29 protein-coding genes are annotated in these 24,598 nt (G+C 37.9%); 10 read left to right on the forward strand and 19 right to left on the reverse strand.

Annotated elements, in window-relative coordinates; genetic code table 11:
• Positions 1 to 35 precede the first annotated feature (35 nt).
• The gene (locus I9192_RS19270) at positions 36 to 551 is read left to right on the forward strand and encodes a nuclear transport factor 2 family protein (RefSeq protein ID WP_005035674.1); all 516 of its coding nucleotides are present in this window, start codon (positions 36 to 38) and stop codon (positions 549 to 551) included.
• 71 nt (positions 552 to 622) lie between these two features.
• On the opposite strand, the gene I9192_RS19275 is transcribed toward I9192_RS19270, so the two are convergent.
• From I9192_RS19275 to I9192_RS19285, 3 genes are all read right to left on the reverse strand, one after another.
• Positions 623 to 991 (reverse strand): acyl-CoA thioesterase, encoded by a 369-nt coding sequence (locus I9192_RS19275; RefSeq protein ID WP_181447883.1) that lies wholly within the window; start codon positions 989 to 991, stop codon positions 623 to 625.
• Between the two features lie 74 nt (positions 992 to 1,065).
• A complete protein-coding gene (trxC, locus tag I9192_RS19280) occupies positions 1,066 to 1,497 on the reverse strand; it encodes a thioredoxin TrxC (protein WP_004826686.1) in 432 nt (143 codons plus the stop codon).
• Positions 1,498 to 2,394 (reverse strand): alpha/beta hydrolase, encoded by an 897-nt coding sequence (locus tag I9192_RS19285; protein WP_004826684.1) that lies wholly within the window; start codon positions 2,392 to 2,394, stop codon positions 1,498 to 1,500.
• A gap of 126 nt (positions 2,395 to 2,520) precedes the next feature.
• Here I9192_RS19285 and I9192_RS19290 point away from each other — a divergent pair, with 126 nt between their 5' ends.
• Positions 2,521 to 2,859 (forward strand): TIGR01244 family sulfur transferase, encoded by a 339-nt coding sequence (locus tag I9192_RS19290; protein ID WP_004826681.1) that lies wholly within the window; start codon positions 2,521 to 2,523, stop codon positions 2,857 to 2,859.
• Positions 2,860 to 3,091: 232 nt separating this feature from the next.
• Here I9192_RS19290 and I9192_RS19295 read toward each other — a convergent pair whose 3' ends face one another.
• The 4 genes from I9192_RS19295 to I9192_RS19310 all read right to left on the reverse strand — a co-directional run bounded on the left by I9192_RS19295 (position 3,092) and on the right by I9192_RS19310 (position 7,089).
• Positions 3,092 to 3,871: a hypothetical protein gene (locus I9192_RS19295; RefSeq protein WP_005035670.1), complete on the reverse strand. Its 780-nt coding sequence runs from the start codon at positions 3,869 to 3,871 to the stop codon at positions 3,092 to 3,094.
• Between the two features lie 75 nt (positions 3,872 to 3,946).
• Positions 3,947 to 5,305, reverse strand: a complete 1,359-nt coding sequence (locus I9192_RS19300; RefSeq protein ID WP_005035669.1) for a metal-dependent hydrolase family protein — start codon at positions 5,303 to 5,305, stop codon at positions 3,947 to 3,949.
• Between the two features lie 129 nt (positions 5,306 to 5,434).
• Positions 5,435 to 6,214: an alpha/beta fold hydrolase gene (locus I9192_RS19305; RefSeq protein WP_005035668.1), complete on the reverse strand. Its 780-nt coding sequence runs from the start codon at positions 6,212 to 6,214 to the stop codon at positions 5,435 to 5,437.
• A complete protein-coding gene (locus I9192_RS19310; RefSeq protein WP_005035665.1) occupies positions 6,211 to 7,089 on the reverse strand; it encodes a fumarylacetoacetate hydrolase family protein in 879 nt (292 codons plus the stop codon). The genes I9192_RS19305 and I9192_RS19310 overlap by 4 nt, the downstream gene beginning before the upstream one ends.
• A 157-nt stretch (positions 7,090 to 7,246) precedes the next feature.
• Here I9192_RS19310 and I9192_RS19315 point away from each other — a divergent pair, with 157 nt between their 5' ends.
• The 3 genes from I9192_RS19315 to msrA all read left to right on the forward strand — a co-directional run bounded on the left by I9192_RS19315 (position 7,247) and on the right by msrA (position 9,638).
• On the forward strand, positions 7,247 to 7,963 hold the full coding sequence (locus I9192_RS19315) for a FadR/GntR family transcriptional regulator (RefSeq protein WP_227567183.1): 717 nt from the start codon (positions 7,247 to 7,249) through the stop codon (positions 7,961 to 7,963).
• Positions 7,964 to 8,035: 72 nt separating this feature from the next.
• Entirely contained in the window at positions 8,036 to 8,689 is a 654-nt protein-coding gene (locus I9192_RS19320) for a haloacid dehalogenase-like hydrolase (RefSeq protein ID WP_005035662.1), read from the forward strand.
• 427 nt (positions 8,690 to 9,116) lie between these two features.
• Positions 9,117 to 9,638, forward strand: coding sequence for a peptide-methionine (S)-S-oxide reductase MsrA (gene msrA / locus I9192_RS19325; RefSeq protein WP_005035659.1), 522 nt, complete (start codon positions 9,117 to 9,119; stop codon positions 9,636 to 9,638).
• Between the two features lie 91 nt (positions 9,639 to 9,729).
• Here the strand turns inward: msrA and I9192_RS19330 are convergent, their stop codons facing one another.
• From I9192_RS19330 to I9192_RS19350, 5 genes are all read right to left on the reverse strand, one after another.
• Positions 9,730 to 10,134 carry an ExbD/TolR family protein gene (locus tag I9192_RS19330; protein ID WP_004826673.1) on the reverse strand — a complete coding sequence of 135 codons (405 nt, stop codon included), beginning with the start codon at positions 10,132 to 10,134 and terminating at the stop codon, positions 9,730 to 9,732.
• Positions 10,134 to 10,757 carry a MotA/TolQ/ExbB proton channel family protein gene (locus I9192_RS19335; RefSeq protein ID WP_005035657.1) on the reverse strand — a complete coding sequence of 208 codons (624 nt, stop codon included), beginning with the start codon at positions 10,755 to 10,757 and terminating at the stop codon, positions 10,134 to 10,136. Before I9192_RS19335 ends, I9192_RS19330 begins: the two co-directional genes overlap by 1 nt.
• Positions 10,758 to 10,785: 28 nt before the next feature.
• On the reverse strand, positions 10,786 to 11,601 hold the full coding sequence (locus I9192_RS19340; protein WP_005035655.1) for an energy transducer TonB family protein: 816 nt from the start codon (positions 11,599 to 11,601) through the stop codon (positions 10,786 to 10,788).
• Positions 11,602 to 11,820: 219 nt separating this feature from the next.
• The gene (gene purU, locus I9192_RS19345; protein ID WP_004826668.1) at positions 11,821 to 12,687 is read right to left on the reverse strand and encodes a formyltetrahydrofolate deformylase; all 867 of its coding nucleotides are present in this window, start codon (positions 12,685 to 12,687) and stop codon (positions 11,821 to 11,823) included.
• Positions 12,688 to 12,770: 83 nt separating this feature from the next.
• Positions 12,771 to 13,463 carry a TetR/AcrR family transcriptional regulator gene (locus tag I9192_RS19350; RefSeq protein ID WP_004826666.1) on the reverse strand — a complete coding sequence of 231 codons (693 nt, stop codon included), beginning with the start codon at positions 13,461 to 13,463 and terminating at the stop codon, positions 12,771 to 12,773.
• 111 nt (positions 13,464 to 13,574) lie between these two features.
• On the opposite strand from I9192_RS19350, the gene I9192_RS19355 reads away from it, so the two are divergent.
• The 4 genes from I9192_RS19355 (at position 13,575) to I9192_RS19370 (ending at position 17,494) form a co-directional block, all read left to right on the forward strand.
• Positions 13,575 to 15,023: a coniferyl aldehyde dehydrogenase gene (locus I9192_RS19355; RefSeq protein WP_009586118.1), complete on the forward strand. Its 1,449-nt coding sequence runs from the start codon at positions 13,575 to 13,577 to the stop codon at positions 15,021 to 15,023.
• A 165-nt stretch (positions 15,024 to 15,188) separates the two neighbouring features.
• On the forward strand, positions 15,189 to 15,425 hold the full coding sequence (gene rpmB, locus I9192_RS19360) for a 50S ribosomal protein L28 (RefSeq protein WP_000048256.1): 237 nt from the start codon (positions 15,189 to 15,191) through the stop codon (positions 15,423 to 15,425).
• Positions 15,426 to 15,437: 12 nt separating this feature from the next.
• Complete coding sequence (gene rpmG, locus I9192_RS19365) at positions 15,438 to 15,593, forward strand: 50S ribosomal protein L33 (protein WP_003654787.1); 156 nt, start codon at positions 15,438 to 15,440, stop codon at positions 15,591 to 15,593.
• Positions 15,594 to 15,775: 182 nt separating this feature from the next.
• The gene (locus tag I9192_RS19370; RefSeq protein ID WP_005035651.1) at positions 15,776 to 17,494 is read left to right on the forward strand and encodes a cation:proton antiporter; all 1,719 of its coding nucleotides are present in this window, start codon (positions 15,776 to 15,778) and stop codon (positions 17,492 to 17,494) included.
• 99 nt (positions 17,495 to 17,593) lie between these two features.
• On the opposite strand, the gene I9192_RS19375 is transcribed toward I9192_RS19370, so the two are convergent.
• From I9192_RS19375 to I9192_RS19395, 5 genes are all read right to left on the reverse strand, one after another.
• Positions 17,594 to 17,872 (reverse strand): hypothetical protein, encoded by a 279-nt coding sequence (locus tag I9192_RS19375; RefSeq protein WP_004826658.1) that lies wholly within the window; start codon positions 17,870 to 17,872, stop codon positions 17,594 to 17,596.
• Between the two features lie 108 nt (positions 17,873 to 17,980).
• A complete protein-coding gene (locus tag I9192_RS19380; protein ID WP_004826657.1) occupies positions 17,981 to 18,484 on the reverse strand; it encodes a DUF6586 family protein in 504 nt (167 codons plus the stop codon).
• A gap of 318 nt (positions 18,485 to 18,802) precedes the next feature.
• The gene (locus I9192_RS19385) at positions 18,803 to 19,054 is read right to left on the reverse strand and encodes an RNA recognition motif domain-containing protein (RefSeq protein WP_005035646.1); all 252 of its coding nucleotides are present in this window, start codon (positions 19,052 to 19,054) and stop codon (positions 18,803 to 18,805) included.
• Positions 19,055 to 19,139: 85 nt separating this feature from the next.
• Positions 19,140 to 21,131: an ATP-dependent helicase gene (locus tag I9192_RS19390; protein ID WP_200150000.1), complete on the reverse strand. Its 1,992-nt coding sequence runs from the start codon at positions 21,129 to 21,131 to the stop codon at positions 19,140 to 19,142.
• Between the two features lie 180 nt (positions 21,132 to 21,311).
• Positions 21,312 to 22,448: a glycerate kinase family protein gene (locus tag I9192_RS19395; RefSeq protein WP_200150001.1), complete on the reverse strand. Its 1,137-nt coding sequence runs from the start codon at positions 22,446 to 22,448 to the stop codon at positions 21,312 to 21,314.
• A gap of 100 nt (positions 22,449 to 22,548) precedes the next feature.
• Between I9192_RS19395 and I9192_RS19400 the strand changes: the two genes are divergently transcribed.
• Entirely contained in the window at positions 22,549 to 23,001 is a 453-nt protein-coding gene (locus I9192_RS19400; RefSeq protein WP_005035639.1) for a carboxymuconolactone decarboxylase family protein, read from the forward strand.
• A 135-nt stretch (positions 23,002 to 23,136) separates the two neighbouring features.
• Here the strand turns inward: I9192_RS19400 and I9192_RS19405 are convergent, their stop codons facing one another.
• Both I9192_RS19405 and I9192_RS19410 read right to left on the reverse strand, forming a co-directional pair.
• The gene (locus I9192_RS19405) at positions 23,137 to 23,700 is read right to left on the reverse strand and encodes an HdeD family acid-resistance protein (protein WP_004826648.1); all 564 of its coding nucleotides are present in this window, start codon (positions 23,698 to 23,700) and stop codon (positions 23,137 to 23,139) included.
• Positions 23,701 to 23,835: 135 nt separating this feature from the next.
• Positions 23,836 to 24,594: a hypothetical protein gene (locus tag I9192_RS19410; protein WP_005035637.1), complete on the reverse strand. Its 759-nt coding sequence runs from the start codon at positions 24,592 to 24,594 to the stop codon at positions 23,836 to 23,838.
• Positions 24,595 to 24,598 lie beyond the last annotated feature (4 nt).

Here is a 24,598-nt window from a genome sequence, read left to right on the forward strand (position 1 = left end):
TGTTAAAACATCATCTTGAAATATTGAGAATAATCATGAAATCCAATATCCCACCTAAATTAATTGTATTGACGCTCATGCTGAGTCCTGTTTTATTTTTAACAGCATGTGCCCAAAATCAAATCAACTCCAACCTCACTAACAACAGCACAAAAGTCGTGGCGGCAAACCAGCTTGCACAACAGAACAAAGCGCTTGTGACTGATTTTTATGAGGGTGTATTTCAGAAACACCAAGTCAAAACTTATGCTGATCGCTATATTGGTGAACAGTATATTCAGCACAATCCACGTGTTCCTGACGGCAAAGCACCATTTGTGAACTACTTTACCCAATATTTTCAAGACAATCCGGAAGCAAAAAGTGTGATTAAACGTGCGGTCGCTGAAGGAAATTTAGTATTTCTGCATGTTCATTCCACAATGAATCCACAAGATCGAGGTGTTGCGATCATCGACATTTTTAGAGTTGAAAATGGCAAGATTGTTGAACACTGGGATGTACGACAACCCGTTCCTGAGACAAGTGCCAATCAAAACACCATGTTCTGAAACAGCAAATCTGTACTGTTCGAACCCATAAAAAAATCCCAAACAATGTTGGGATTTTTTAGTTGAAGCCATCACACTGTTTGTGATGCAAGGTGCTTTTGTTTTACATCCTCAGGAATTTGTCGTTTATTCCCTGTAACGTCCACAGCAACAAAAGTGAATACACCTGCTGTCACACGCTTGGCAGCACGTGAACTGTCGTGACTGTCCCACACTTCAATCTGCATTTGAATGGAGGTATTCCCCACTTTTAAAATTTTGGTATAACAACTAATCACATCACCCACTTTCACTGGAACAAGGAAAGTCATTTGATTAATCGAAATAGTTGCACAACGCCCTTTACTAAAACGTTCTGCATGAATAGCGCCAGCCAAGTCCATTTGTGAAACAATCCAACCACCAAAAACATCACCACTCCAGTTTGTATCTGCTGGCATTGCGATGGTTTGTAAAGACAGTGTACCTTCAGGTTTTACATGAGAATCTGACACAATAACTCCGAGCCCGTGAATTACTTAAGGGCATTCAATTGTTGATCTAACCATTCTTGTAATTGGTTAGCCCGTAACGCACCGCTAATTCTAGCAACTTCTGTGGTTTTATTCATTAAAACCAAGGTTGGTATGCTACGAATATTAAATGCACTACTCAAACGAGGGTTGGCTTCTGTATCAATTTTGGCAAAAACCACATTGGGATTACTGCCCGCCACTTGGGCAAAATGAGGTGCCATCATTTTGCATGGACCACACCACTCTGCCCATAAATCAATCAGGATAGGTAAGTCGCTGTGACTGACGAAATTACTAAAATTCTGTTCATTTAATTCAATTGGAGCAAGTGGTATAAGATTTTGATGGCATTGCCCACAACTCGGCTGCGCATTCAGCTTGTCTTCAGGAACACGGTTTTTTGCGCCACATGATGGACATACGATAATCATCTAGCTCACTCCTATATGTTGGTGTAAAAAGTCTAATTGGGTCAAAATTGCTTTTTCCAACCATTTCCCGTGATAAATATCAAAATGCGCCATATCCCACTCATGATATTGCACAAAAGGTGCTATGTTCGTCGCCGTTTCTCGACTAGATTCTATTGGGATAAAACTGTCTTTTTTAGAAGCAATAAATAACACAGGAACATTAATACTTCTTACTGTCTGAATTGGTCTAAAACGAATTAAATTAAAGAAAACTCGTGCAGGAACTTCACCACTCCAAAAATAATCAGGATGCACAATCGACATATAACCGTTGTAGCTGTCTTTGGTTGGAATGAAGCAAAGGTCATAGGGATGCACGACAGGTAAGGTACGTGGCAGCATGCCAACTTTTGCCCCCATATAATCTTGACTGGATATTTTTAAAGCTTTAGGAAGCTGCTGAATCGGGAATGATTTTGCCGTTTCTGCCCCATCGACATAAGGTACCTGTACCATGATCCCTTGAACATTTTTAAGTTCACTGGCAAGGCTCAATACATAACCACCACTCAGCGATGTCCCCCATAACACCATTTTCTTAGAATTTATTTTCTTTTGTGTTGCCACATAATTAACGACCGTTTTCCAATCTTCCATCTGATTTTGTAAAGAAATCAGTTCACGGGGAAAGCCGGTACTCCCTCCCCAGAAACGATAGTCAAAGAGCACAACCGCATAACCAGCTTGCGCAAATTTTTGTGCATATGCAATCAGTCTAAATTGTCTAAGACAAGCAAAGCCATGTGCCATAATGATTACAGCTGGTTTCTTTAAGTTTTTAGGACGATAAAAATCTGCGGCTATAACTTCTTGTCCGATCGGGACATACAGTGGTTCAACTGTATATGCGTACATACACACTCCATTGCGTTATCTTTTATAGATATTTCTTTTATAAATCTTTTGTAGTCCAAACTCAGTTCTGAGCTTAATGCTATTATATATAGCATATTTGATTTTAAATAATATAGGAGTGACGAAATGAGTGAAAATGTTGGTTTCGCAGGTCAAATAGGTCCAGAACATATTGCTCAAGTTGCAGAGAAAGGGTTTAAGTCTGTCATCAATAACCGCCCTGATTTAGAGGGTGGTTCAGAACAGCCTACCAGCGCACAGATCGAAGAAGCAGCACGTGCTGCTGGGTTAGATTATGTATTTTTACCTGTTGTTGCAGGACAAATTACAGAAGTCGATGTCAGAACGTTTGCGAATCGTTTTAACGAGCTTCCAAAACCGGTCCTTATGTTCTGTCGCACAGGCAATCGTTCAAATAACCTCTATCAAATTGCTAAGCAAATGGACTTATTAGACGACGAATAAAGATTGTTTCATTAAAACAAATACCATTGAGAAGCATTATTTCTTGATTAATTTTGGAATATGAAAATCATTAAAGCCATTTCAGTATACTGGAATGGCTTAAGTTAAAATATTGATTTAAAGAAAATAAAGCCCATTATATAAGTTATGGTACGTTAATTTTAGGAAATTAATTCATTATAATCTTTTAAAGAGATTAACTACTTGTAATCAAATAATATTATTTTATCCACTAAGGAGTATATTTAAACATTAAAAATGGAGTAAATCTGTCATAATTTCCATTTAATTTTAGTGGATCATTATCATAACTTGCATATTCAAGCCTTACTCCTACTTGAGCTTTAGAATTTCCCCCTATTTCCCATAGGATATCGCCACGTTCAAATACTTCAGTACCATTATTAGTACTTCCATTAATTAAAGAAAGAAGATTAAAATGGAGTTTTTGGTTTTTGACTACTAATGGTTTGGACATTAAGACTGTACGCCATAACCAAGTGTCTGGATCAAAATTAGTATCGCGATAAAGCACTCCTGATTCAAACCAAGAAAAACCAGGAACATCAAAGTTTAAAGAAAATCCATAATTTTGTGCTAGGAACCGATCACTTGATGGATAACTACTAGCTTCCCAACGACTTATTAAACTAACATCACTAATTAGCCCCCAATCTAGTGGCTTATTAGTAAGCTTTCCTATACTTAAACGGGGATTGAGTACTAATAAATGTTGTGTGCTATTGCCATTTTCGACTGGAGTTCCGACATCATTCCCATAAAATAGTTCAGCATCAAAATAAATATCACCCCAATTATGCGTACTAAAATGTTCATATTGAAACATTTGTAAATCTTTGTCATTACTTCCATAGCCATAGATTGCATCAGGTTTAGCTTGGTTCGTAATTAAAAATGAAAATGAATTAAGTGTAAAATTTTCAGCAGAAGTATTTGTAGAAAATATATAGGCGAAAAAAAACACACCCTTTAGCCAATTTAAATGAGCCATGGCGAAATATCCTTATATGTATGAAGGCTGGTTTTACCCTATTCATCAATTAAGGGTAAAACCATTGATAAAAAGTTAAGAGGTATAAGAATCCATTGGATCTATTGGTGCTACTTTGCGTATACCTGATTCTACAAGTGGATTGCCACCATAAACTGAATGAATTACACCACGCGGAGGAAGTATAGTTCTAACATTTTTAAAAATTTCACCATCCTTCATAACCATTAATATTTTTTCTGGATCTTGAAGTAGAGCTAAATTCTCAAGTGGATTACCATCAACCAAAATAATATCAGCAAGGTAACCTTCTTTTATTTGACCTAATTCATCTGATCTCATCATTAATTCAGCACCATGCTTTGTTGCTGCTAATAATGCTTCTTTAGGAGTCATGCCAACATATTGAACTAAATATTCTAAATCACGTGCATTAGTACCATGAGGCATCCAAGCAAAACCATAATCCCCACCTGGTAAAATTCGAATACCACGTTTATGCATTTTAGAAAGTGTTTCTGATGCTACCTCGAGTTCACGCTTATATCCCATTTTGGTAGCAATTTCTTCTGTTATGCCAAATTCACTAGCATTGTAAATTGTATTTATCAACCAACCTAAACCTGGTACCACAAAGTGTTTATCTTTATTTTCTGCTAACATATCTATGGCTTCATCATCAGCAAAGCTCGCATGAAATACGAGTTCAAAACCATGTTTTACGCATGCTTTAACAGACTCATTGGAACGCGCATGAGCCGCAACTCGTTTACCTGCAAGTTTAGCTTCAGCAGCTAACATAGCAATTTCTTCTTCAGAAAATGGGTTAGCTTCAGCTGGAATACCTGTAATATATTCACCAGACAAATTGATCTTTAAGTGGTCAACTCCATATTTTACAAACATTCGTACTATACGACGCATATCTTCTGGTCCATTACAAACTTGACCAAAATTCATAGCAGGGTCGGTAAGATGAGGGAGTGTATTATCACCTAATCCTCCTGATGTTGTTATTTCTTGACTACCAGCAAGGTAGCGTGGACCAGGGAAAAGCTTATCTTCAATGACATTACGAGTTACGACATCTAATCTTGGTTTTGCTGTTGCTGCTCCTAATGCACTTGTCCATCCCATTTCTAAGTAACGTTTTGCAACACGTATACACCAAACAATATGCTCTTCAGGAGGCATAAATTGGATAGCAGATAAACTAGGCTGATCATTCCATGAAAAATGGGTATGCCCTTCTGTCATACCTGGCATTAAGAAAGCACCATGCCCATCAATAATTTTAGCATCTCCAGTTTCCAAATATTGCCCATCTCGAGCAATTGCTTTGATTTGGTTGTCTTCAATCAATACTTCTCCTTTGAAGGGATCAGTACCAGTTCCGTCAAAAATTAATACATTAGTAATAGCTATAGTTTCCATACTTTTATCCTAAAATAATTGAATATTTCTTTTAGAGACTTTTATGAAAGTCCATTAAAATTATTTTTCAACGGACTATTCATAAGTCATCTTGTTAATTAATCTTTCCTTGATGAATTTACAATTTAACTAAATCTTATAAAAATCCGCTAAAATGCGAATACATTCAAAAGGCTTTTCATAAGTGGTCCAGTGACCACATCCCTTCAGAATAAATTGATAATGATCAGTCAATTGTTCAGACATTGCCAAAATTCCCTCTGGTGTGCCGACACGATCCTCATCACCAGTTACAAGTAATACAGGTATTATTAATTTCTTAATATCCGCAGCTTGTGCTTCAGCTAATGCTTCACAATTTAATGCATAACCTTCGGCAGATTGACGCATAATAGATTCACGTATTAAAGCTAATGCTACAGGTCGGTCCTTTTTGGTTTCAGCACTAGTCGCTGCCTGACAAATAGCATCTGCAATTTCTTGCATTGCTATATTCCCTGTACGCGCCTGATTTGCTCTGTTACGCGTTGCTTCACGTGCTGTATCAGTAGGTGCTGTTAATGGACCGAATAATGCTAATGACAGTACGCGATCAGGATGAGAAACAGCTAAATGTTGTGCAATAATAGTACCCATTGAATGAGCAACAACGTGTATTTTATTAATACCAAGTTCATCTAAAATCGTAATTAACGAAGAAACATGGCTACGAATGCTTAACTTTTCAACACATTTAGTACTACGTGCAGCTCCTGCTAAATCTGGACGAATAGTTCGATAACCACTAAAAACTGATAGTATTGGAGACCAAAAGTTAGAACTACCGCCCAAACCATGAATAAGTAGAACTACCTCTTCGCCAATTCCTGAATCTTCAACCCAAAGATTATTAATATTTACAGAACTCATAGGCCAATCTCATTTTCAAGGAGGCCAATTCCTTCAATTTCAATAGCAACTACATCACCGCGCTTAAGAAAACGTGGAGGATTGAAACCAATGCCAACACCTTCAGGTGTACCAGTTGCAATAATATCTCCAGGTATAAGTGTAATACCGGCAGATATTGTTTCAATTAAAGTTGGAATGTCAAAAATTAAGTCTCGAGTATTAGTATTTTGACGAAGTTCACCATTGATCCAGCATTTAAGATTTAAATTACTGGCATCGATGTCATCTGCTGTTACAATAACTGGACCCATTGGACCGAACGTATCAAATGACTTTCCTAAATGCCATTGTTTGTGACGTTTTTGCCAATCACGAGCTGTCATATCATTAATAATTGTGTAGCCCCACACATGATCTAAAGCATTTTCTTTTGAAATTCCACGGCCACCTTTACCAATAATAACAGCTAATTCTGCTTCATAATCCAAAGCATCACTTACACCCTCAGCCTCCCAAATTTTATCTTTGTGAGCAATTACCGTTTCAGGTGTTTTAGAAAATACAATAGGATCTGTTGGAATTGCATCCTTGGCAGTTTGCCCAGCATCAAATCCACTCTTAGTAAATTCGTGAGCATGGTTAATATAATTTTTACCCACACAGAAAATATTTCGTTTTGGTTGAGGAATTGGAGCTAGCAATTTGATTGAATCAAAAGTTAGCTCAGGGCCATCAAACTTAAGTAAGGCTAATGATAGATTGCTTTCAATTAAAGCCTGTAGATCATTAACAGGTCTGCCGTCTGGGTAAGCTAATGGCTGAACATTTCCTGTAGATGTTAGTTGAGCTACAGTATTTTGACCATTTGTATTGCGAAAAGTTAATATCTTCATATTTTAAACCATTTTTAAACCAATATCCATATTTCATGAACCATTATTAATACATTGGTTTATAATGTCAACAAAAAATAAACCATATCCAATTAAATATAGACTTTTTTATTTAATTGGTTTAAAATTGGTTCAATTTATAAGTTATGGTTTCTCTATGAAAGGCTCTATAAAAGGGGTGCGAAAAAAAGCACAAAACAGCAGCGTTGAACTATTACACTACATTCATAAGTGTATAAATGACGAAATTTGGCCAGTGGGCTATCGCTTACCTGCTGAACGAGACTTAGTTGAACAGTTTGGTATTGCTCGTAACACTTTGAGAAAAGTTATGGATAAATTAGAAAGTGAAGGGATAATTACACGCCATGTAGGTCGTGGTACTTTCGTCGCAACTATTCCTAAAACTGAAAGTAATAATGAAGCCGAATCATTATTACAAAGAATATATGGGGCTAGTCCTGCCGAAGTCATGGAATTACGTTTATTACTAGAGCCCCAATTTGTTGAGCTAGCTGCAACACGATCTTCTGGACGTGATTTACAGCACATTAACTATTGTTTAGAAGAAAGTGAGAAAACCACTACTGTACGAGACTTTGAATATTGGGATGGAATGTTACATCAAGCTATTTTAGCTGCTGCCCATAATAATCTTCTAACGGATCTTTATGAAGCTATAAATGGGGTTCGCAAACAACCAGAATGGGAATCTTTAAAACAGCGTAGTCTAACGCCTGAGCGTTTAAGTCAATATCGCGCCCAACATCGTGCACTTGTAAATGCGTTATGCCAACGTGATGCGAAAGCAGCGAGTATTGCTGTGTATAATCACTTAATAGAAATTAGAAATGGTATGATTGGAGAAGTCTAACAACTAAAAAAACTTTACAATTATGTGATATGTTAATTTTAGAAAAACGACTGAAATGGATTAAGACAAACTATGGAATTTGTTGTTTTTGATCTAGATGGAACACTTCTATCAACAGACTCCACAAGAGTCTGGTTAATAAAACAATTAAAATCACATCCTCTCAGGTTTATTGGGGCAATTTCTATTATGCCTATAGCGATTCCTCTAATGAAAGTTAAGAAATATAAGTCCATTGGAGCTTCATTCTTTTTATGGATCGCCACATTCGGGCTGAATAGAAATCAACTGATAGAAAGGTTCAAAATCTTCTCAACTGAAGTTAATACTTCTTCTAATACAAATTTATATTGGTTTGATAAAGGTATTTCTGAATTAAAAAAACATTTAAAAGCTGATCGAAAAATTATCATAGTGACAGCAGCCCCAGAACTTCTAGCACGAGAATTGTTCAAAACTTTAGGTTTAAATATAAATGTTATTGGGACACCACTAAAAAATAAAATGGGGGGATGGATTAGTGGAATCCATTGTAGGCACGAAGAAAAACTTAAACGATTAAAGCTTCTTGGTATAAACTCACCATGGTTAGCAACATATACTGATGATATTGAAGAAGATTATCCGATTTTAATAAATAGTCAGCACCCTTATTTAATTAATAGTGAGGAGCAAAGAGAATTAAATAACAAACTTAAAAATATTCATTATTTAAAATGGAATTAACTTAAATCTGTGTGCAATTCCACCTAATTTCGAGTCGATTTAACACAATCGATCTCACACTAAATAATTGTTTTTAAAGCTTATGCAATTCAAAAAAAGCATCAAAAATTAATTTTTTCTTGATTTCATATCAGGGGTTTGCACAAATCAAAATGACAAATATAAGGTAAATCTCAATCTTGTATTGGGTTGAGATACCAAAAGCATTCTTTTTCAAATGTCTTTTACTCACACGAATGCAATAAGCTTTGACAATTTATTTATATTTTTTTGATGTTAAATCTAGCTACAATTTCCACTGACTGATCAACTTAATCAGGTTGTAATACTATCTATTCTGAAATAGTGATATGACACAATCACATCATTCACGCTATGATCATTTTGATCATATATTTTTCCTATTCAATAATAAAAGGATTTCTCAATGCAACAAGCTTTATTCGGTGGTGGCTGCTTTTGGTGTACAGAAGCCGTTTTTTTACAGCTTAAAGGTGTTCAAAAGGTGGTAAGTGGTTATGCTGGTGGGCATACAACCAATCCTACCTATGAGGCGATTTGCAATGGAGATACCAATCATGCTGAAGTGATTTTGATTGATTTCGATGAACAACAGATCAGCTATCAACAATTGCTCACTGTATTTTTTGCGATACATGATCCAACCACATTAAACCGTCAAGGCAATGATATTGGCACACAGTACCGTTCTGTCATTTATTATTTCAATGAACAGCAAAAGGTCGAGTCTGAAAGCTTTATTGAGCAACTCAAAGCAGATGGGCTAAATATTGTCACTGAACTCAGTCCAGCCCCAATCTTCCATCCTGCGGAAGAATATCATCAAAACTTCTTTGCTCGAAACCCTGCGCAGGGATACTGTAATTTTGCCATTCCTCCTAAACTGCTCAAATTACATAGCCAATTCCAAGACTTACTCAAAGATTAAGTCTTTTTAAAATTTAAAGCGTTTAAAATCCGTATAAAAAAACCTCCCATCAGGGAGGTTTTAAAAAATATTATCATTTTCTTGTTATTTATTAATTATCACTCATAAACGCAAGATCATTTAATCCTGCCTCACTTGCACGTGACATCACTTGTGCAACAGTATCATAACGCGACTCTTTATCGGCTCTTAGCTGAACAGCTGGTTTAACAGCTTTTTGTCCTGCTTCATCAAATCGTTTTGATAATTCATCTAAAGTAATGATTTGATCATTCCAAGCCACTTCGCCTTGCTGATTAATACTAATCGTAATGGCTTCAGGAGGTGGAGCATTCACTTCAGCGGTAGTTTTCGGTAAGGTTAACGGTATCGATGGGTTAGCAACGGTTGCTGTCACCAAGAAGATGATCATCAATACCAACATAATATCGATCAGCGGAATAAGATTCATCTCATTCATGCCAGAATCGTTGTCTTCTCCCAATTGAAAAGCCATTAAGCTTGACCTCCAACTAAACCTTTATTTGTTGCTTCAGCTTCAACTTTTTTTGTTGAAGATTCTTGCTGCAACATCGTATCAATCAATAAACCATGTGCTTGATCTTGTAATTCATTTGACAAAGTGCGATTGAAACGTACACAGATGTTATACGCCAATACAGCAGGAATTGCGACTGCAAGACCAAGCCCTGTCATGATCAACGCCTCACCAACAGGTGTTGCAACTTGCGCTAAACCTGCTTGACCGCTTTTACCGACAGCAACCAATGCATGGAAAATTCCCCATACTGTACCAAATAAACCCACAAATGGTGCCAGTGAAGCAATGGTACCTAATACAGAAACACCCTTTTCAGCATTGGCTTTCTCTACTGAAATCTGACGCAATAAAGCTTGTTCTGCAACTGCTTTACGTTGGTCAAATCCAAGTGGGGTAAGTTTTGTCTTTAATGCACTCAACGCTTGAGCGAGATGGTCTTGAGCAACCTGCTTGAGTTGACGCGTGCCCAAAATACGCAAAATGAACACAGTCCACGTTGCAATAGACATTGCCAATAACACGAAATACAGTGTTTTACTGACCGCATCAGCATGTTGCCAATAAACTGAAAAGTTCATATGCACATTTCCTAATTCTTAAAAAAAATCATTTTTTAGAGACTGACAACGCAAAATCCTGCCTAATTTTAAATGGTACACCAGTGCCATTTTCTTTGTAGGCTTTAAATTTTGCAGATTGTGTCTGTTTAACAACGTAACTGTCTAAACTTGAGTTACCACTCGATTGGATCACACGTACATTGGTAATATTTCCATTCGCATCTGCGGTAATTTCAAGATTTACAACCTTTGTACCATCTTCAGGTGACATCAGTTTAAGTAACTGGTCTTTTGCAATTCGAGGACTGCGATTCCAAGACACTTGTCCGTCACTTACATTACGTGGCGTATTTCTTTGTTCTTGCTCACGACGCTGACGATCACGTTCCTCTTGTTCACGCTTCTGTTGATCCAAACGTTTTTGATCTTCTAAACGCTTTTGCTCATCTAGACGTTTTTGCTCATCCATACGCTTCTGATCTTCTAAACGTTTTTGATCATCTAAACGTTTCTGCTCTTCAAGCTTTCTTGCACGATCGTCATTTACAACAGGTTTTTTTTGTTCAATGATTTTCGGTTTAACCACAGGTTTCGGTTCGATTTTCTTCTCTACCGGCTTGGGTTTAACTTTAGGCTTGATCTGTTCAACAGGAGGTGGAGGCGGTGGTGGAGCATCTTCTTTGAGCTTTAAAAATTTGATTTTTAAAGGTTCTTTCTTGATTTGTGGTAATTCAAAAGCCTTCATATTACTGATTCCCCACAATACACCTACATGCCCAACAATAACTGCTAAGACTGCAGCAAGGACTTTTTTCTTCATCGGTGGAGGCGTTTGAAGTGGTGCAGAGGAAGACTGACTCATAAGAATCTAAATACCTAAAATTGAGTAAACTGTAAAATAGTCAATTTACAGATTAAGCTCATCGGATAGAACAATTAAAGTGCAACAATGATAAATGAGAAGTGTTTTCATTTGCAACAGCTTTTTTTGCGTTTTTTATCATTTTTACAAATAAAAAAATAAAAAGGGATGCTTAAAGCATCCCTTTTTCATCTTAAAAATTTACCCAACATTCACATATTATTGAAATACAACAGTCTTGTTGCCATCGACAATAATACGATCTTCAAGATGCCATTTGACTGCTCTTGCCAAAACATTACGCTCAACATCCTGACCTAATTCACGTAATTGCTCAACAGTAAAATCGTGATTTACACGTTCTACATCTTGCTCAATAATTGGTCCTTGGTCCAAATCAGCTGTGACATAATGGGCTGTTGCACCAATCAACTTCACACCCTTTTCATAGGCTTGCTTATAAGGATTAGCGCCGACAAATGCAGGTAAGAATGAATGATGAATATTAATCACCTTCATTTCCCATTTTTGTACAAACTCTTCATCAAGAATCTGCATATAGCGTGCAAGTACCAGCAAGTCATTGCCTTGCATGAGTTCATCAATTTGCGCATACGCTTCACGCTTATTTTCTTTATTGACTGGAACCACATGGAAAGGAATACCAAAGTTCTCTACTGACTCACGCAAATCTTCATGATTTGAAACCACTTGTGTGATTTCACAATGTAAACCGCCACGTGAATGACGCCAAAGTAACTCAAGTAAAGCATGGTCGACTTTAGAGACCAAGATACCTACTTTTTTAATATCGCTCACCAAGCTTAAACGCCAATGCATGCTATAGCGTTCAGCAACATTACTTGCAAAAGTTTGGATCAGACTTTCACGACGAGATTGCAAATGGTCAAGTTCAAATTCAACACGCATGAAATAACGTCCGCCCTGAGCTTCAGTTGCGTATTGATCAAGCGCGGTAATATTTGCGCCCTGATGATACAAAAAGCTCGATACAGCTTGCACGATTCCTGGCTTGTCTTCACAAGTAATCAGTAGACGTGCTGTGTTGGCAGTAGTCATGTTCATGTTGAAGGATATCACTTATAAATTAGTTTAAAACAGCCGAGTATTCTAACGCTTTTTTAGCAGCTTTCAATCTTGATTCGGCATCAATCGTGTTTTACTGCCGATAAACTTGCAAATAATTCTGAAGAACCAAAACTTTCCAACAAGCGCTCATAGGTTTCACGGCTTTCACCACGCAAATACGGACCTTCTAAAAACACCATTTGACGTAACGCTTGCCAAATCCATTTTTCATCCAAATGATTGGAATCACTCAAATGCCCAGACATATAAAGGAAGTTTGTCCAGTTGGTCAGTACAATCCAAATATTGATAATCAACGCTTCAATTTCAGATGCTGTCATCTGCATCAAGCCCGCTTGAACAAAGGCATGATAAATTTTTTGTCCCTGCTGCATCACTTTTCCAGCGAAACGAGGATATATTTTTCTAAAATCATCATTATTTTCTATTAAGTGATAAACATCACGATGTAAGAAACGATATTCCCAAAGTTGGCTACTCAAAACTTGAAAATAACGAATCTTATCATTTGCATTGACTTTACGGTCATCGGGTAATGAAAGCATATCTAATGTTTCTTTTTGATATTGCTCCATCAACTCTTTAATGATTTCTTGCTTGTTTCGAAAATGATAATACAAATTTCCAGGACTAATCCCAAGCTCAGCTGCAATATGATTTGTCGTAACTGCACGCTCTCCGCGTTCATTAAAAAGTTGCAGACTAATCTGCAAAATTCGATCTTTCGTTTTCAAAGTTTTGGAGCTTGACATCCTATTACCATTTTTAACCGTTAGCACAAGCTAACATAAAGTGACTTGACTATTTAGAGTATTTACTCTAAAAAATATATTATATTAACCTATTCGTAAATGGTGTTTGTCATGAACAGTCATACAAAAACAAATTCAATGACTTCCTATTCACCTGAAGTTCAACATATGCACGATCTGCTTGAACAACAGAAAGCTGCTTATCAGCGTTATCCTGTTCCTACAGCCAAAGAGCGTATTGAACGTTTAGCTCGCTTGAAAAAAGTTTTGGTAAAATATCAAGATCAATTTGCAGATGCAATCAATCAAGACTACGGCAATCGTTCAATCAGCGAAACTAAAATCGGTGAACTACTTACCTGTTTAGAGCAAATTAAATATTATAGCAAGCATTTAACAGCATGGATGAAACCATCTAAGCGCCATGTCTCTATGTTACACCAACCAGGCAAAGCGTGGGTGCAATATCAACCTCTAGGTGTAATTGGAATTATCGCACCTTGGAATTACCCATTGTTACTGTCAGTTGGACCGCTGATTTGCGCCTTGGCTGCTGGTAATCATGCCATGTTAAAGATTTCCAGTTCATCTTCTCAATTTGGTTATGTGCTTGAAAATGCGTTATCAGAAGCATTCCCACAAGAGTTGGTTGCAGTCGTGAATGGTGGTGGACAAATTTCTGATGCTTTTTCGCATTTAGCCTTCGATAAAATCATTTTTACTGGTTCTACCAATGTGGGTAAAACAGTGATGAGTGCAGCGGCAGAGAATCTTGTGCCTGTTATTCTTGAACTGGGTGGTAAATCACCAGTGATTGTACATCCGTCTAGCGACTTAAAATTGGTGGCTGAACGAATTGCATTTGGTAAGCTTTGGAATGCAGGTCAAACCTGTGTTGCACCTGACTATATGTTCCTGCCTAAAGGTAAAACTGCTGAGTTCATTGATTCATTTAAAGAAATCGCTACAGCAATGTACCCAACCTTGCGAGACAATCAGGATTACACCAGCATCATCAATGACAAACAGTACAATCGTATCCAAGGGTATTTAGAAGATGCGCGTCAACAAGGCGCTCAATTCACTGAGATTAATCCCAATCATGAGGATTTAACTGCTGTACGAAAAATTGCCCCAACATTCTTAACAGGTGTCTTACCGACTATGGACATTATGAAGAATGAAATTTTTGGTCCAGTCCTTCCAATCATGGAATATGATCAAATCGACGATGTGATTGACTTTATTAATGGCAGACCTCGTCCACTTGCTTTATACTATTTCGACTTTGACAATGCTCGTGCTGAATATGTTTCCCAACGTACTCACTCAGGGCATTTCGGTCAAAATGCCGTTCTAACCCATGTTGCACAAGACGATCTACCATTTGGTGGCGTAGGTGCTTCGGGTATGGGCAAATATCATGGCCCAGAAGGTTTCTTTGGTTTATCACATGAGCGTTCAGTGATGTCTATTCCTAAGCTATTCAGCTTAAAATTCATCTTAGCGCCTTACGATAAACCCCTAAATAAAATTTTAGAGAAAACTTTCTTACGCTAACTGATCAAGGCATGATCTATCACAATAGATCAGATTGCGTTTTGACGAATTCCGCTTGTCTTTTAAGCGGAATTTTGGTATAAAACGCCCCTTGAATGAATTCAATCCGTTTTATTTTGACTGGCCATACAGATTTGCTGTTGGCTAAATCAATGGAGTTACACCATGTCTAAGGTTTGCCAAGTTACCGGCAAGCGTCCAGTCGTTGGTAACAACGTCTCACACGCCAACAACAAAACTAAACGCCGGTTCGAGCCGAACCTGCATCACCACCGTTTCTGGTTAGAAAGCGAAAAACGTTTCGTACGTCTTCGTCTAACTACTAAAGGTATGCGTATTATCGACAAATTGGGCATTGAAAAGGTTGTTGCTGACCTACGTGCTCAAGGTCAAAAGATCTAAGGAGTCTGAACCATGCGTGATAAAATTCGCCTAGTTTCTACTGCTGGTACAGGTTATTTCTATACCACTACTAAGAACAAACGTACTATGCCGGAAAAAATGGAAATCAAAAAATTTGATCCAAAAATCCGTCAACACGTTATCTTCAAAGAAGCTAAAATTAAATAATTTTAGTTTTCTTAAAAAATACGATCCATTTGGGTCGTTTTTTTTGCCTTTTTTTTCTCCAGCTTGTTAAACTCTTCAACAAATTTGGCACTATTCGTGCATTTTCTATGGTTTCACACAGAGCCATATCCTTCTAGAAATGATTTTTTGAATGATTTCTCCTAAAAATTAAGGAGTATTTAGTGCCTCATGACGTAGATCTGATTATTTTGCTTGCAGTTGGCTTTGGTATAGCCCTCATTTTTGGCTATATCGCTGCACGTTTACGCCTTCCTCCTTTGATTGGTTATCTTATTGCTGGGATTATTATTAGTCCTAATACACCCGGTGTGGTCGCAGACATCACACTTGCCAATCAGCTTGCTGAATTAGGCGTGATGTTTTTGATGTTTGGTGTAGGCATGCATTTTTCCCTCAATGATTTAATGCAAGTTCGAAGAATTGCTTTACCTGGTGCAATTTTACAAATCGCAGTTGCAACCTTGTTGGGAATAGCTGTTTCCATGTTTTGGGGATGGAGTTTTGGATCTGCACTGGTCTTTGGTTTAAGTTTATCTTGTGCCAGTACCGTGGTTTTATTGAAAGCTTTGGGTGATAAAGGTTTACTCGATTCGATCAATGGTAAAATTGCAGTTGGCTGGTTATTGGTCGAAGATCTGGTCATGGTACTGGTTTTGGTTCTGCTTCCTGCAACCGCAGTACTTTTGGGAGGACATCCCATCGCAGGGCATGAGTCAGATCAAAACATTTGGATGACCTTAGGCATCACGCTACTCAAAGTCACTGGCTTTATTGCCTTTATGCTCATTATTGGTAAGCGTCTTGTTCCAATGATCATGCAATATGTCGCTCGTTTGGGTTCTAGAGAGCTTTTTACCTTAACAGTGGTTGCAGCAGCAGTTTCAATTGCCTATGGCTCTTACGCGATCTTTGGCGTCTCTATGGCATTAGGAGCATTCTTTGCGGGGATGGTGGTAAAAGAGTCTGATTTTAGTCATCGTGCAGAAGAAGAAACCTTACCATTAAGAGAAATTTTCTCAATCCTCTTCTTCGTTTCTGTGGGAATGTTGTTTGATCCGCGCATTATTATTGAACAACCTTTACATATTTTAGCCGTGATTGCCATCATCATGATTGGTAAAACACTCGCAGCAATGGCGTTGGTTTTATTCTTCCGCTACCCGATCAATACTGCATTGACTGTTGGTGCAAGTTTGGCACAAATTGGGGAATTCTCATTTATCCTTGCCACACTCGGTCTCTCACTTGGCTTACTCAGCCCTGAAGCACAAAACTTAATTTTGGCAGGTGCATTATTCTCGATTACCTTAAACTCATTCCTGTTCTCAGCCATTGAGCCTGTACAGAACTGGATTCGTGAACGCTCACATTTAGCACGCTTGCTTGAACGTAGTGGTGACCCTTTGGCAATGCTTCCTGATGAAGTCGATCAAGCTTACTTGCGTGACCAAGTGGTGATTGTCGGTCATGGTGAAGTCGGTCGTCGTATCACCAAAACACTTATGGAAGATGGTATTAAAGTCGTGATCGCAGAAGAAAATCGTGAAATCGTAGAAAATTTGCGTGAAAAAGGTATTGCTGCGGTTTCAGGTCGTGCCACTGAACCCAGTGTCCTTATTCAAGCGCATATTCAACATGCAAGACTATTGGTTATTTCACCGATGGATATTGTCGATATTCATAAAATTGTCGACACAGCAAAATTACTGAATCCAGAAATTCAAGTTTTGGTTTGTGCTGAAAATAAAGAAGAGGCAGAAGTTATTCGCAAAGACAATGTTGGTGAAGTCTATTATGCAAAAGAGGAAATGGCGAAAAATATGAGCAATCATATTTTGAATCAAATTCAAATTGCACATCATCATGAACCAACACATTGAATTTGAAATGAGCTTTCAGCCAATTTAAAACATGTGACAAAGAAAACGCACTTTAAAGTGCGTTTTTTAATTATTTTAGAAAACCAAACCTTAGCTGTACTAGCTCATATATTTCGGCTGCACATCAACAACTTCCGCATGCCATTCATCCGCCTGCTTTTCAAGTAAAGCGAATAATGCAGCTTGAATCATTTGTTGAGCTATTGCTGGTGTTTGATCACCCAATAACGCTTTCACTTCTTCATTAAATTGGATCGTGACCAATGGATCCTTTTCAGATCCTGCATTACGCAATGCCAATTCACCACCTTCGAGTTGTACTAACTCCAAAATAGCTTCTTGATTCCCAAATAACTCTTTTAACTGTTCGATAGACATAAATCCTCCATGCTCAACATGGGGCAAAGCACTGAATGCACTTTGCATCTTGTAGATATTTTATATAGTCATTTAAAACAAAATTTCAAGTGAATCTGATCAAAAAGATCAGAATTCAACCATTTCATTACGAAAACCATCAATAAGTTGTGATAAATCACGATGCCATTCTCTTAAAATTCTGGTATCTGGCAACCATGCTTGTGGTGTTTGTGTCACTTTAATAATTAAATTAGAAGATGTCTCGTCTTCAGGTTCTGGCGCACTCGGTTCAGGTGCATATTGGCAAAGTCGATATGCTCTTTTAAGCTCAGCAATAAATCCTTCTTTTGCCAATTTTTGCATCACCAAAACTTCAGGTGATACTTGCCCTTTTGCTGCCATGTTCTCTTCTATCGACTTCAACGTAGGAGACAAATCATTTAAGCGATAATAACGAACCAATTCCTGTAAAAATGCCAGAACTGCGCCATGTAAATGAAATACGGCTGCTTCACGCTGAGCTTGAGCTTGCTGCACATTTTCAGTTTGCTCTGCCTGCATACATGAAAGACGAGCAAAATAAAGTTTTTGGTTGGTACGGTCCGCATGAAAGCGAGCTACACGTGACATGGATGTTCCCTAAGATTTTGGCATTTACTATATAACACCTGTTGATATTTCAACCATGCAATGCTTTATCAGTTAAAACTACATAAACAAGGCATGAAAAAATGTCCACTGTCGCAGATATCTGTGAAGTGTCAACATACTTTACTTAGCTTAATCTTTATTTCACAAAAATCACAATAAATTTTATCCATGTCGAATGTCAATAAAATGAATAGAAAAAATCTAGCAATAAAACATATTTAAATTATTATCTTATAATATTTTTTTTATAAATCGTATTTGCAATAAAAAGGAGCACTCCCTGCTCCCTCTTTTGATTTAAGCTTCTGGTTTTTCTTCAGCAGCTTTGACACGAATCCCATGACCATGTAAACGCAAAGTATTCAAACCCTTGATCGCTTTTACAGCTTCTCTGCCATGTGGCATTTCAACAAAAGCAAAACCTTTTGATTTGCCTGTGGTTGCATCCAGCACCAATGTACAAGAATTCACTGTGCCAAATTGTTGGAACAACTCTAATAATTCAGCTTCTGTTACAGTGCGTTCTAAACTGCGAACTAAAATTTTCATCTTACAACCTTAAATATAAACGAGGCAAAAAACATCAAAAAGCACTCGCCTACCTACTTTTTGAATGAAAAACGATTGCTATAGTTTAATCCAGATCAATGCCAAAATCTAAATTAATCGCTTGTCGCTCGATTAAAGCACTTTTAACCGTTTGTTCTCGTTGTCTGTAATGGGTTTCTGTTGTACATAAATTTCGAGTTAAATCATTGAAGAAATAACTTTCAATTTCTCTGCCTTGTTCATCCGTCTGACGATGCGCCCAAAAATTTAAATTTTGCTTGGTTAAAATCAATTCGTTCTGTGCACGGGTGAGTGCCACATAAAGAACTCTGCGTTCTTCCTCAACTTCATCAAAATCACCTTGTGCGCGTGCATGCGGATATTGTCCTGCGGATACATTGGCAACATAACACACTTTTTGTTCAGTTCCCTTTGCCGAATGAATCGTAATCAGTGTCGCCACATCATCTTGCGACTGACGTTCGATCTCACTAATTGAAACAGGGTCAAGCACATACTCTTCTAAAAACTCACTTAATTGGCTATGTTTTGAGGCAAGCTGTTTAACCAGATCAAAATCACCCACGCGTTTATGCCAGTCCTTTTTAGCATAATTTTCTTCTAACTGATTGAGAATTGCTTTAACACCAAGCCGAACACAAGCTTCAACTTCAGTTTTCAACACACTCATTTGCTTCATGATCAACAAGGTATGGTCTGGAATACGCCCAAATTTCTCAAGTTTCTCCGTAATTTTTTCAATATCAGGATCAAGTAACAGCTGTTGAGCAAGCTTACTTGCACCGACATCACCAACACCATTCCAAAGGGTTAAGAAACGCATCCAAGCAATATCATCAAGCGGATTGGCAATCACACGCAATAAACTCAACAAGTCTTTGACATGTGCCGTTTCAAGTAATTTCATCCCACCAATAAACCGGTATGGAACATTGGCTTGAATAAATGCAGCTTCGATATGTCTGGCAGCAAAAGCTGAACGCACCAAGACCATATGATCATTCCATGCCGAGCCTTCCAACAAATGACGTTCTTTAATGTCGATTGCAATCCACTTTGCTTCATCAAACTCGTTTGGGAAAACATGTATACGTGGTTTAAGACCATCGCCTCGGTAAGCTTCTAGTTTTTTATCATAATGAATCGGGCTTTGCTCCAATAGCCAATTGGAGAGGTCTAAAATCTCTTGAGTAGATCGATAATTTTTTTCTAATTTGAAAATCTCTGCGTCTGGTACTCGATCTTTGAAATGATGAATGTTTTCAAAATCTGCACCACGAAAACCATAAATAGATTGTGCATCATCACCGACACAAAACAATGAGGTTTTTTCTTTCAACGGTTCTAAAATCGCCCATTGCAAAGGATTGGTATCCTGCATTTCATCAACCAGCATGTATTGACATAGGCTTGCCACATACTCAACCAATCCCTCCGATTGCGCCAAAGCCGATGCAACAACAGCCAGAATATCATCGTAATCGAGAAAGCTACGAGTGCGTTTACGGCTTTCGTACTCTTTCATAATTTCAGCAATTTGATCTTTATATTCTAAAAACTCAGGCAACTGTTTTTCTAAAGCTAAGCTGAGTTTTTGACGAGTATTGCGAGCAAAAGAATATAAATCACAAAGTTGTTGTGGCTTGGGTAACGCATTCGGGTTCTTTTTATCATCCTTGCCCCGAATCAAACGAAATAACATCAATTGATCATCACGATCAATGATTGAAAACTGGTCCAGACCAAATGCTTTCGGTGCACGGCGCAGTAGATACATGCAAAAGGTGTGGAATGTCGAAGCGCGTAATCCTCTCGCCTGATCACCCAATGCCAACTCTACTCTTGCTACAATTTCACTGGCAGAACGACGAGTAAAGGTCAAAATCTGAATTTGATTCGCAGGAATACCTTGATCTATGAGATATGCAGCACGAGCAACAATGGTTTTTGTTTTGCCACAACCTGCCCCTGCAAGCACTAGACTATGCTTGTTTTTAGTCGTAGCAGCTTGTTTTTGTTGAGGGTTTAATTCATCAATCAGGTTGGCTAAACTCATTTTCACTCATCACTTTATGGATGGTCGTTAGTTTAGCAGAGCTATCATGAAATTATTTAGTTTAAGCTCATGATCAAGTCGTGAATTGACGCTTTACTCTGGATCGAAGATCGAGAAATATTGAAGATAAAAGATTCAACCTCTATAAAAAACAATCAAAATTTACTCGATCTAGAAACACTATAGATTGATTAAGCGAGCCACATTTTCACAACAACGCTGTAAATTTTTCTCACCTTGCTTCAATGCTGTTTGTAAGTCACAAGCACCATCAACTATTCCAAAAATTGCAGTGAAACCCTCAGTGTATAATTCCTCAATTCCTTGCCCAACGTACCCAGCAAAAGCAATCACTGGTTTATTCAACTTCTTAGCAACTTGCGCCACTCCAAAAGGGGTTTTACCGAACTTGGTCTGAAAATCCATACCACCTTCTCCAGTCAAAACATAATCAGCTTTCGCAACTTTTTCAGCAAGTTGAGTTTCTTCAATCACAAGCTCAACGCCTGAACGTATTTTCGCACCTGTAAATACTATCAGACCAAAACCTAAACCACCTGCTGCACCCGCCCCCTGTGCATCGGCAACATCGACATTTAATTGATGTTTTACCAACCCCGCAAAATGTTTTAAATTTTGATCAAGTTTTTCAACCATCTCAGGTGTTGCTCCTTTTTGTGGGGCAAACACATAAGAAGCGCCAGACGCTCCACACAAAGGATTAGTCACATCACTGACAATGATAATCTCGGTCTGCTTTAAACGATGGTCCATTTGCGAAATATCAATGCTCTCAATTTGCTCCAGTTGCCCACCACCAACATTCACAATGCACCTATTTTTATCTAAAAATTTTGCTCCCAATGCTTGTGCCATTCCTGCACCTGCATCGTTGGTGACACTGCCCCCTAAACCGATAATGATTTTAGACACACCCAACCCTAATGCTGCTTTGATCATTTCACCTGTACCCATCGTTGTTGTCACTAAAGGATTACGTTGGGATTTTTCGATCAAGTGAATACCATTCGCCATCGCCATTTCAATAACGGCTGTTTTGCCATCATCAATTAAACCTAAATAGCTTTGAACATTTTGACCGATCAAAGGACCTGTGACTTCAAAATGTACTTTACGACCATCCCGAGCAGCGACTAAAGCATCAACGGTTCCCTCACCACCGTCAGCCATAGGTACATGAATAAACTGCGCATTAGCAATGACTTTTTCAATGCCGCGTTGCATTGCAAAACAGGCTTGTTCAGCCGTCATACTTTCTTTAAATGAGTCTGGAGCAAGAACAAAAACTTTAGTCATGAGAAAATTTATTTTGGTGATATTCAAAAAATAACATAACGATTTTTTTATAGCGAATAAACTGTGAAGTGAAAAAATTAACACTCAAGAAATAATCATTATGCAACGTATAAATCTCGGTAAAACTGCCCCTGAACTCTATAAAACGGTCATCGAACTTGAAAACTTATCTATGCAAAAAGTTCAACAAGCTGGATTAGATATAGGTTTTTCACATTTATTGAAATTACGTGCTTCTCAAATCAACCAATGTGCTTTTTGTGTGCGCATGCATACCCAAGATGCAGTTAAAGCAGGTGAGACGACTGATCGTATCGCCCTGATCAGTGCTTGGCGTGAAAGCGAATACTTTAATCAAAAAGAACGTGCAGCGTTAATTTTAATTGAAGAAATCACATTGCTTGCCCAGCATCATTTTCCTGACCAAGCTTATGAGCAGGCAGCGCAACATTTATCCAGTGCTGAAATTACTGCAATTGAATGGATTGGGATAGTGATTAACACATGGAATCGCATTGCTATTTCTAGTCAATATCGTGTTGCGCCTGAATAAGCCAACAACATTTGTGTTAGATCTGATGTTTGATCAAGATCAAATTTCATCAACTGAAACTGCAAAATAAAAACGCCCGATGTAACACATCAGGCGTTTTTTTATTATTGATCTATTTTAGAAGCAAAGATTAAATTAGTGACTTGCAGGAGGAATCTGCTTAATTGCTGCGGCAAAAGTCAGGTAATTCACTCCTTGAAATAAAATATCTACGCCTAAGAATAATCCAAGTACCCAAAAAGGAGCATCTGGTGAAGCCAGAATAATTGCCCCAGTTGCCAAAGTTAATAAACCTGAAAATAATGTCCATCCCCATCCAGACATTGGCTTGAGCATAAAAGCATTAAAAATACGAATAAAACCACCAATCAATAAAGCAATTGCCAGAAGATTGGTAAGCACCACTGCGGTAGTCACGGGTGACTTAAATGCATAATATCCAGCAATCAGATACAGCACACCAAACAATGCCCAAAGCCAGCGGAACCCGCCATCAAAAATTTTAAATGCTGCGATAAGATGCAAAACCCCACCAATCATCATCAACGCACCAAACAGTACGACAACTGTAAGTGTTGCCATACCCAATGAAGCCAATAAGACCAATCCAAAGATGACCAACAATGCCCCAAGTAAAAGATACCATTTGCGGTTTTCATGGAGTTGGTGACGAACTAAATCATTTCCGACTGTACGCATATTCTTCTCTTGTTTGTTATTCATTGATTTGATTGTTGATCTAATTCAGCATCTTGTCTGTATAAAATCTGCATCTAAAGCATATAAAATATTGCCTTTATACGAAATCAACAAAATAACAGCATTCCCTAGATACTATTTTACCCACCCCATCTCTTGTGCAGTTAAGCGACTGATCATGGTATCTTCCAAATGTTCAGGGGTTTTACTTTTGCTTTGGGAAAGTGGAATATAACCGCCCATAATTTCTGCGCGCTGTTGCGGGTAAAGTGGTTGTTGCTCAGGATTTGCATAACCTGTTGGATAAAGAGGCTGCCCTGTCGATAAATCATATTTATCTTGCGCACCAAAGGTATGTAATAACTCATGTACTAAGACAACTTGATTACTTGCACTTTGCTTTGGTGAGGCAAATAAGTTGACTGAGCCAATACGCCCACGTTCTAAGGCAGTTGAGTGCTTTAAAACTTTCTGTAACTTTGGATCATAATAATTCAAATACAAGGTCACAGATGGCGTTCCATCTACTCCTTGATGTTGGTTCCATGCATAGAACCTGAACTTTAGACTCCATATTATCGTATTGAATATACTTGAAGATTCAGGAAACTTTGGCGGCAGAGTATTTAATTCACGCCCAAGTTGAAAATGAAAAGATAGCGCTTGACCACGGAAAAGTTGAGATTGCTGCGCCAAATAATGCGTCATCTCCTGTAAATCATCGACAGAAATTTGCTGTATATAATGAGACGTGGAGACTTGTCCATCTGCATTGATCGGATGGAGTAAAACCACAATCGGTTTTGTCCAATCTTGATTCATATCTCGCCAAGCATTCATTCCTACAATAAGCAGAATGATCAATAAAATTGCAATTCGAAGTTTTTTCCACATTGAA

The organism is Acinetobacter bereziniae (assembly GCF_016576965.1).
In the GTDB taxonomy this organism is placed as follows: domain Bacteria; phylum Pseudomonadota; class Gammaproteobacteria; order Pseudomonadales; family Moraxellaceae; genus Acinetobacter; species Acinetobacter bereziniae.

Excerpts from the sequence above, each read along its gene's own strand:
- I9192_RS19270 (WP_005035674.1), top strand. The coding sequence starts at position 36 with ATGAAATCCAATATCCCACCTAAATTAATTGTATTGACGCTCATGCTG.
- I9192_RS19275 (WP_181447883.1), bottom strand. The coding sequence starts at position 991 with ATGCCAGCAGATACAAACTGGAGTGGTGATGTTTTTGGTGGTTGGATT.
- trxC (WP_004826686.1), bottom strand. The coding sequence starts at position 1,497 with ATGATTATCGTATGTCCATCATGTGGCGCAAAAAACCGTGTTCCTGAA.
- I9192_RS19285 (WP_004826684.1), bottom strand. The coding sequence starts at position 2,394 with ATGTACGCATATACAGTTGAACCACTGTATGTCCCGATCGGACAAGAA.
- I9192_RS19290 (WP_004826681.1), top strand. The coding sequence starts at position 2,521 with ATGAGTGAAAATGTTGGTTTCGCAGGTCAAATAGGTCCAGAACATATT.
- I9192_RS19295 (WP_005035670.1), bottom strand. The coding sequence starts at position 3,871 with ATGGCTCATTTAAATTGGCTAAAGGGTGTGTTTTTTTTCGCCTATATA.
- I9192_RS19300 (WP_005035669.1), bottom strand. The coding sequence starts at position 5,305 with ATGGAAACTATAGCTATTACTAATGTATTAATTTTTGACGGAACTGGT.
- I9192_RS19305 (WP_005035668.1), bottom strand. The coding sequence starts at position 6,214 with ATGAGTTCTGTAAATATTAATAATCTTTGGGTTGAAGATTCAGGAATT.
- I9192_RS19310 (WP_005035665.1), bottom strand. The coding sequence starts at position 7,089 with ATGAAGATATTAACTTTTCGCAATACAAATGGTCAAAATACTGTAGCT.
- I9192_RS19315 (WP_227567183.1), top strand. The coding sequence starts at position 7,247 with ATGAAAGGCTCTATAAAAGGGGTGCGAAAAAAAGCACAAAACAGCAGC.
- I9192_RS19320 (WP_005035662.1), top strand. The coding sequence starts at position 8,036 with ATGGAATTTGTTGTTTTTGATCTAGATGGAACACTTCTATCAACAGAC.
- msrA (WP_005035659.1), top strand. The coding sequence starts at position 9,117 with ATGCAACAAGCTTTATTCGGTGGTGGCTGCTTTTGGTGTACAGAAGCC.
- I9192_RS19330 (WP_004826673.1), bottom strand. The coding sequence starts at position 10,134 with ATGGCTTTTCAATTGGGAGAAGACAACGATTCTGGCATGAATGAGATG.
- I9192_RS19335 (WP_005035657.1), bottom strand. The coding sequence starts at position 10,757 with ATGAACTTTTCAGTTTATTGGCAACATGCTGATGCGGTCAGTAAAACA.
- I9192_RS19340 (WP_005035655.1), bottom strand. The coding sequence starts at position 11,601 with ATGAGTCAGTCTTCCTCTGCACCACTTCAAACGCCTCCACCGATGAAG.
- purU (WP_004826668.1), bottom strand. The coding sequence starts at position 12,687 with ATGAACATGACTACTGCCAACACAGCACGTCTACTGATTACTTGTGAA.
- I9192_RS19350 (WP_004826666.1), bottom strand. The coding sequence starts at position 13,463 with ATGTCAAGCTCCAAAACTTTGAAAACGAAAGATCGAATTTTGCAGATT.
- I9192_RS19355 (WP_009586118.1), top strand. The coding sequence starts at position 13,575 with ATGAACAGTCATACAAAAACAAATTCAATGACTTCCTATTCACCTGAA.
- rpmB (WP_000048256.1), top strand. The coding sequence starts at position 15,189 with ATGTCTAAGGTTTGCCAAGTTACCGGCAAGCGTCCAGTCGTTGGTAAC.
- rpmG (WP_003654787.1), top strand. The coding sequence starts at position 15,438 with ATGCGTGATAAAATTCGCCTAGTTTCTACTGCTGGTACAGGTTATTTC.
- I9192_RS19375 (WP_004826658.1), bottom strand. The coding sequence starts at position 17,872 with ATGTCTATCGAACAGTTAAAAGAGTTATTTGGGAATCAAGAAGCTATT.
- I9192_RS19380 (WP_004826657.1), bottom strand. The coding sequence starts at position 18,484 with ATGTCACGTGTAGCTCGCTTTCATGCGGACCGTACCAACCAAAAACTT.
- I9192_RS19385 (WP_005035646.1), bottom strand. The coding sequence starts at position 19,054 with ATGAAAATTTTAGTTCGCAGTTTAGAACGCACTGTAACAGAAGCTGAA.
- I9192_RS19390 (WP_200150000.1), bottom strand. The coding sequence starts at position 21,131 with ATGAGTTTAGCCAACCTGATTGATGAATTAAACCCTCAACAAAAACAA.
- I9192_RS19395 (WP_200150001.1), bottom strand. The coding sequence starts at position 22,448 with ATGACTAAAGTTTTTGTTCTTGCTCCAGACTCATTTAAAGAAAGTATG.
- I9192_RS19400 (WP_005035639.1), top strand. The coding sequence starts at position 22,549 with ATGCAACGTATAAATCTCGGTAAAACTGCCCCTGAACTCTATAAAACG.
- I9192_RS19405 (WP_004826648.1), bottom strand. The coding sequence starts at position 23,700 with ATGCGTACAGTCGGAAATGATTTAGTTCGTCACCAACTCCATGAAAAC.
- I9192_RS19410 (WP_005035637.1), bottom strand. The coding sequence starts at position 24,594 with ATGTGGAAAAAACTTCGAATTGCAATTTTATTGATCATTCTGCTTATT.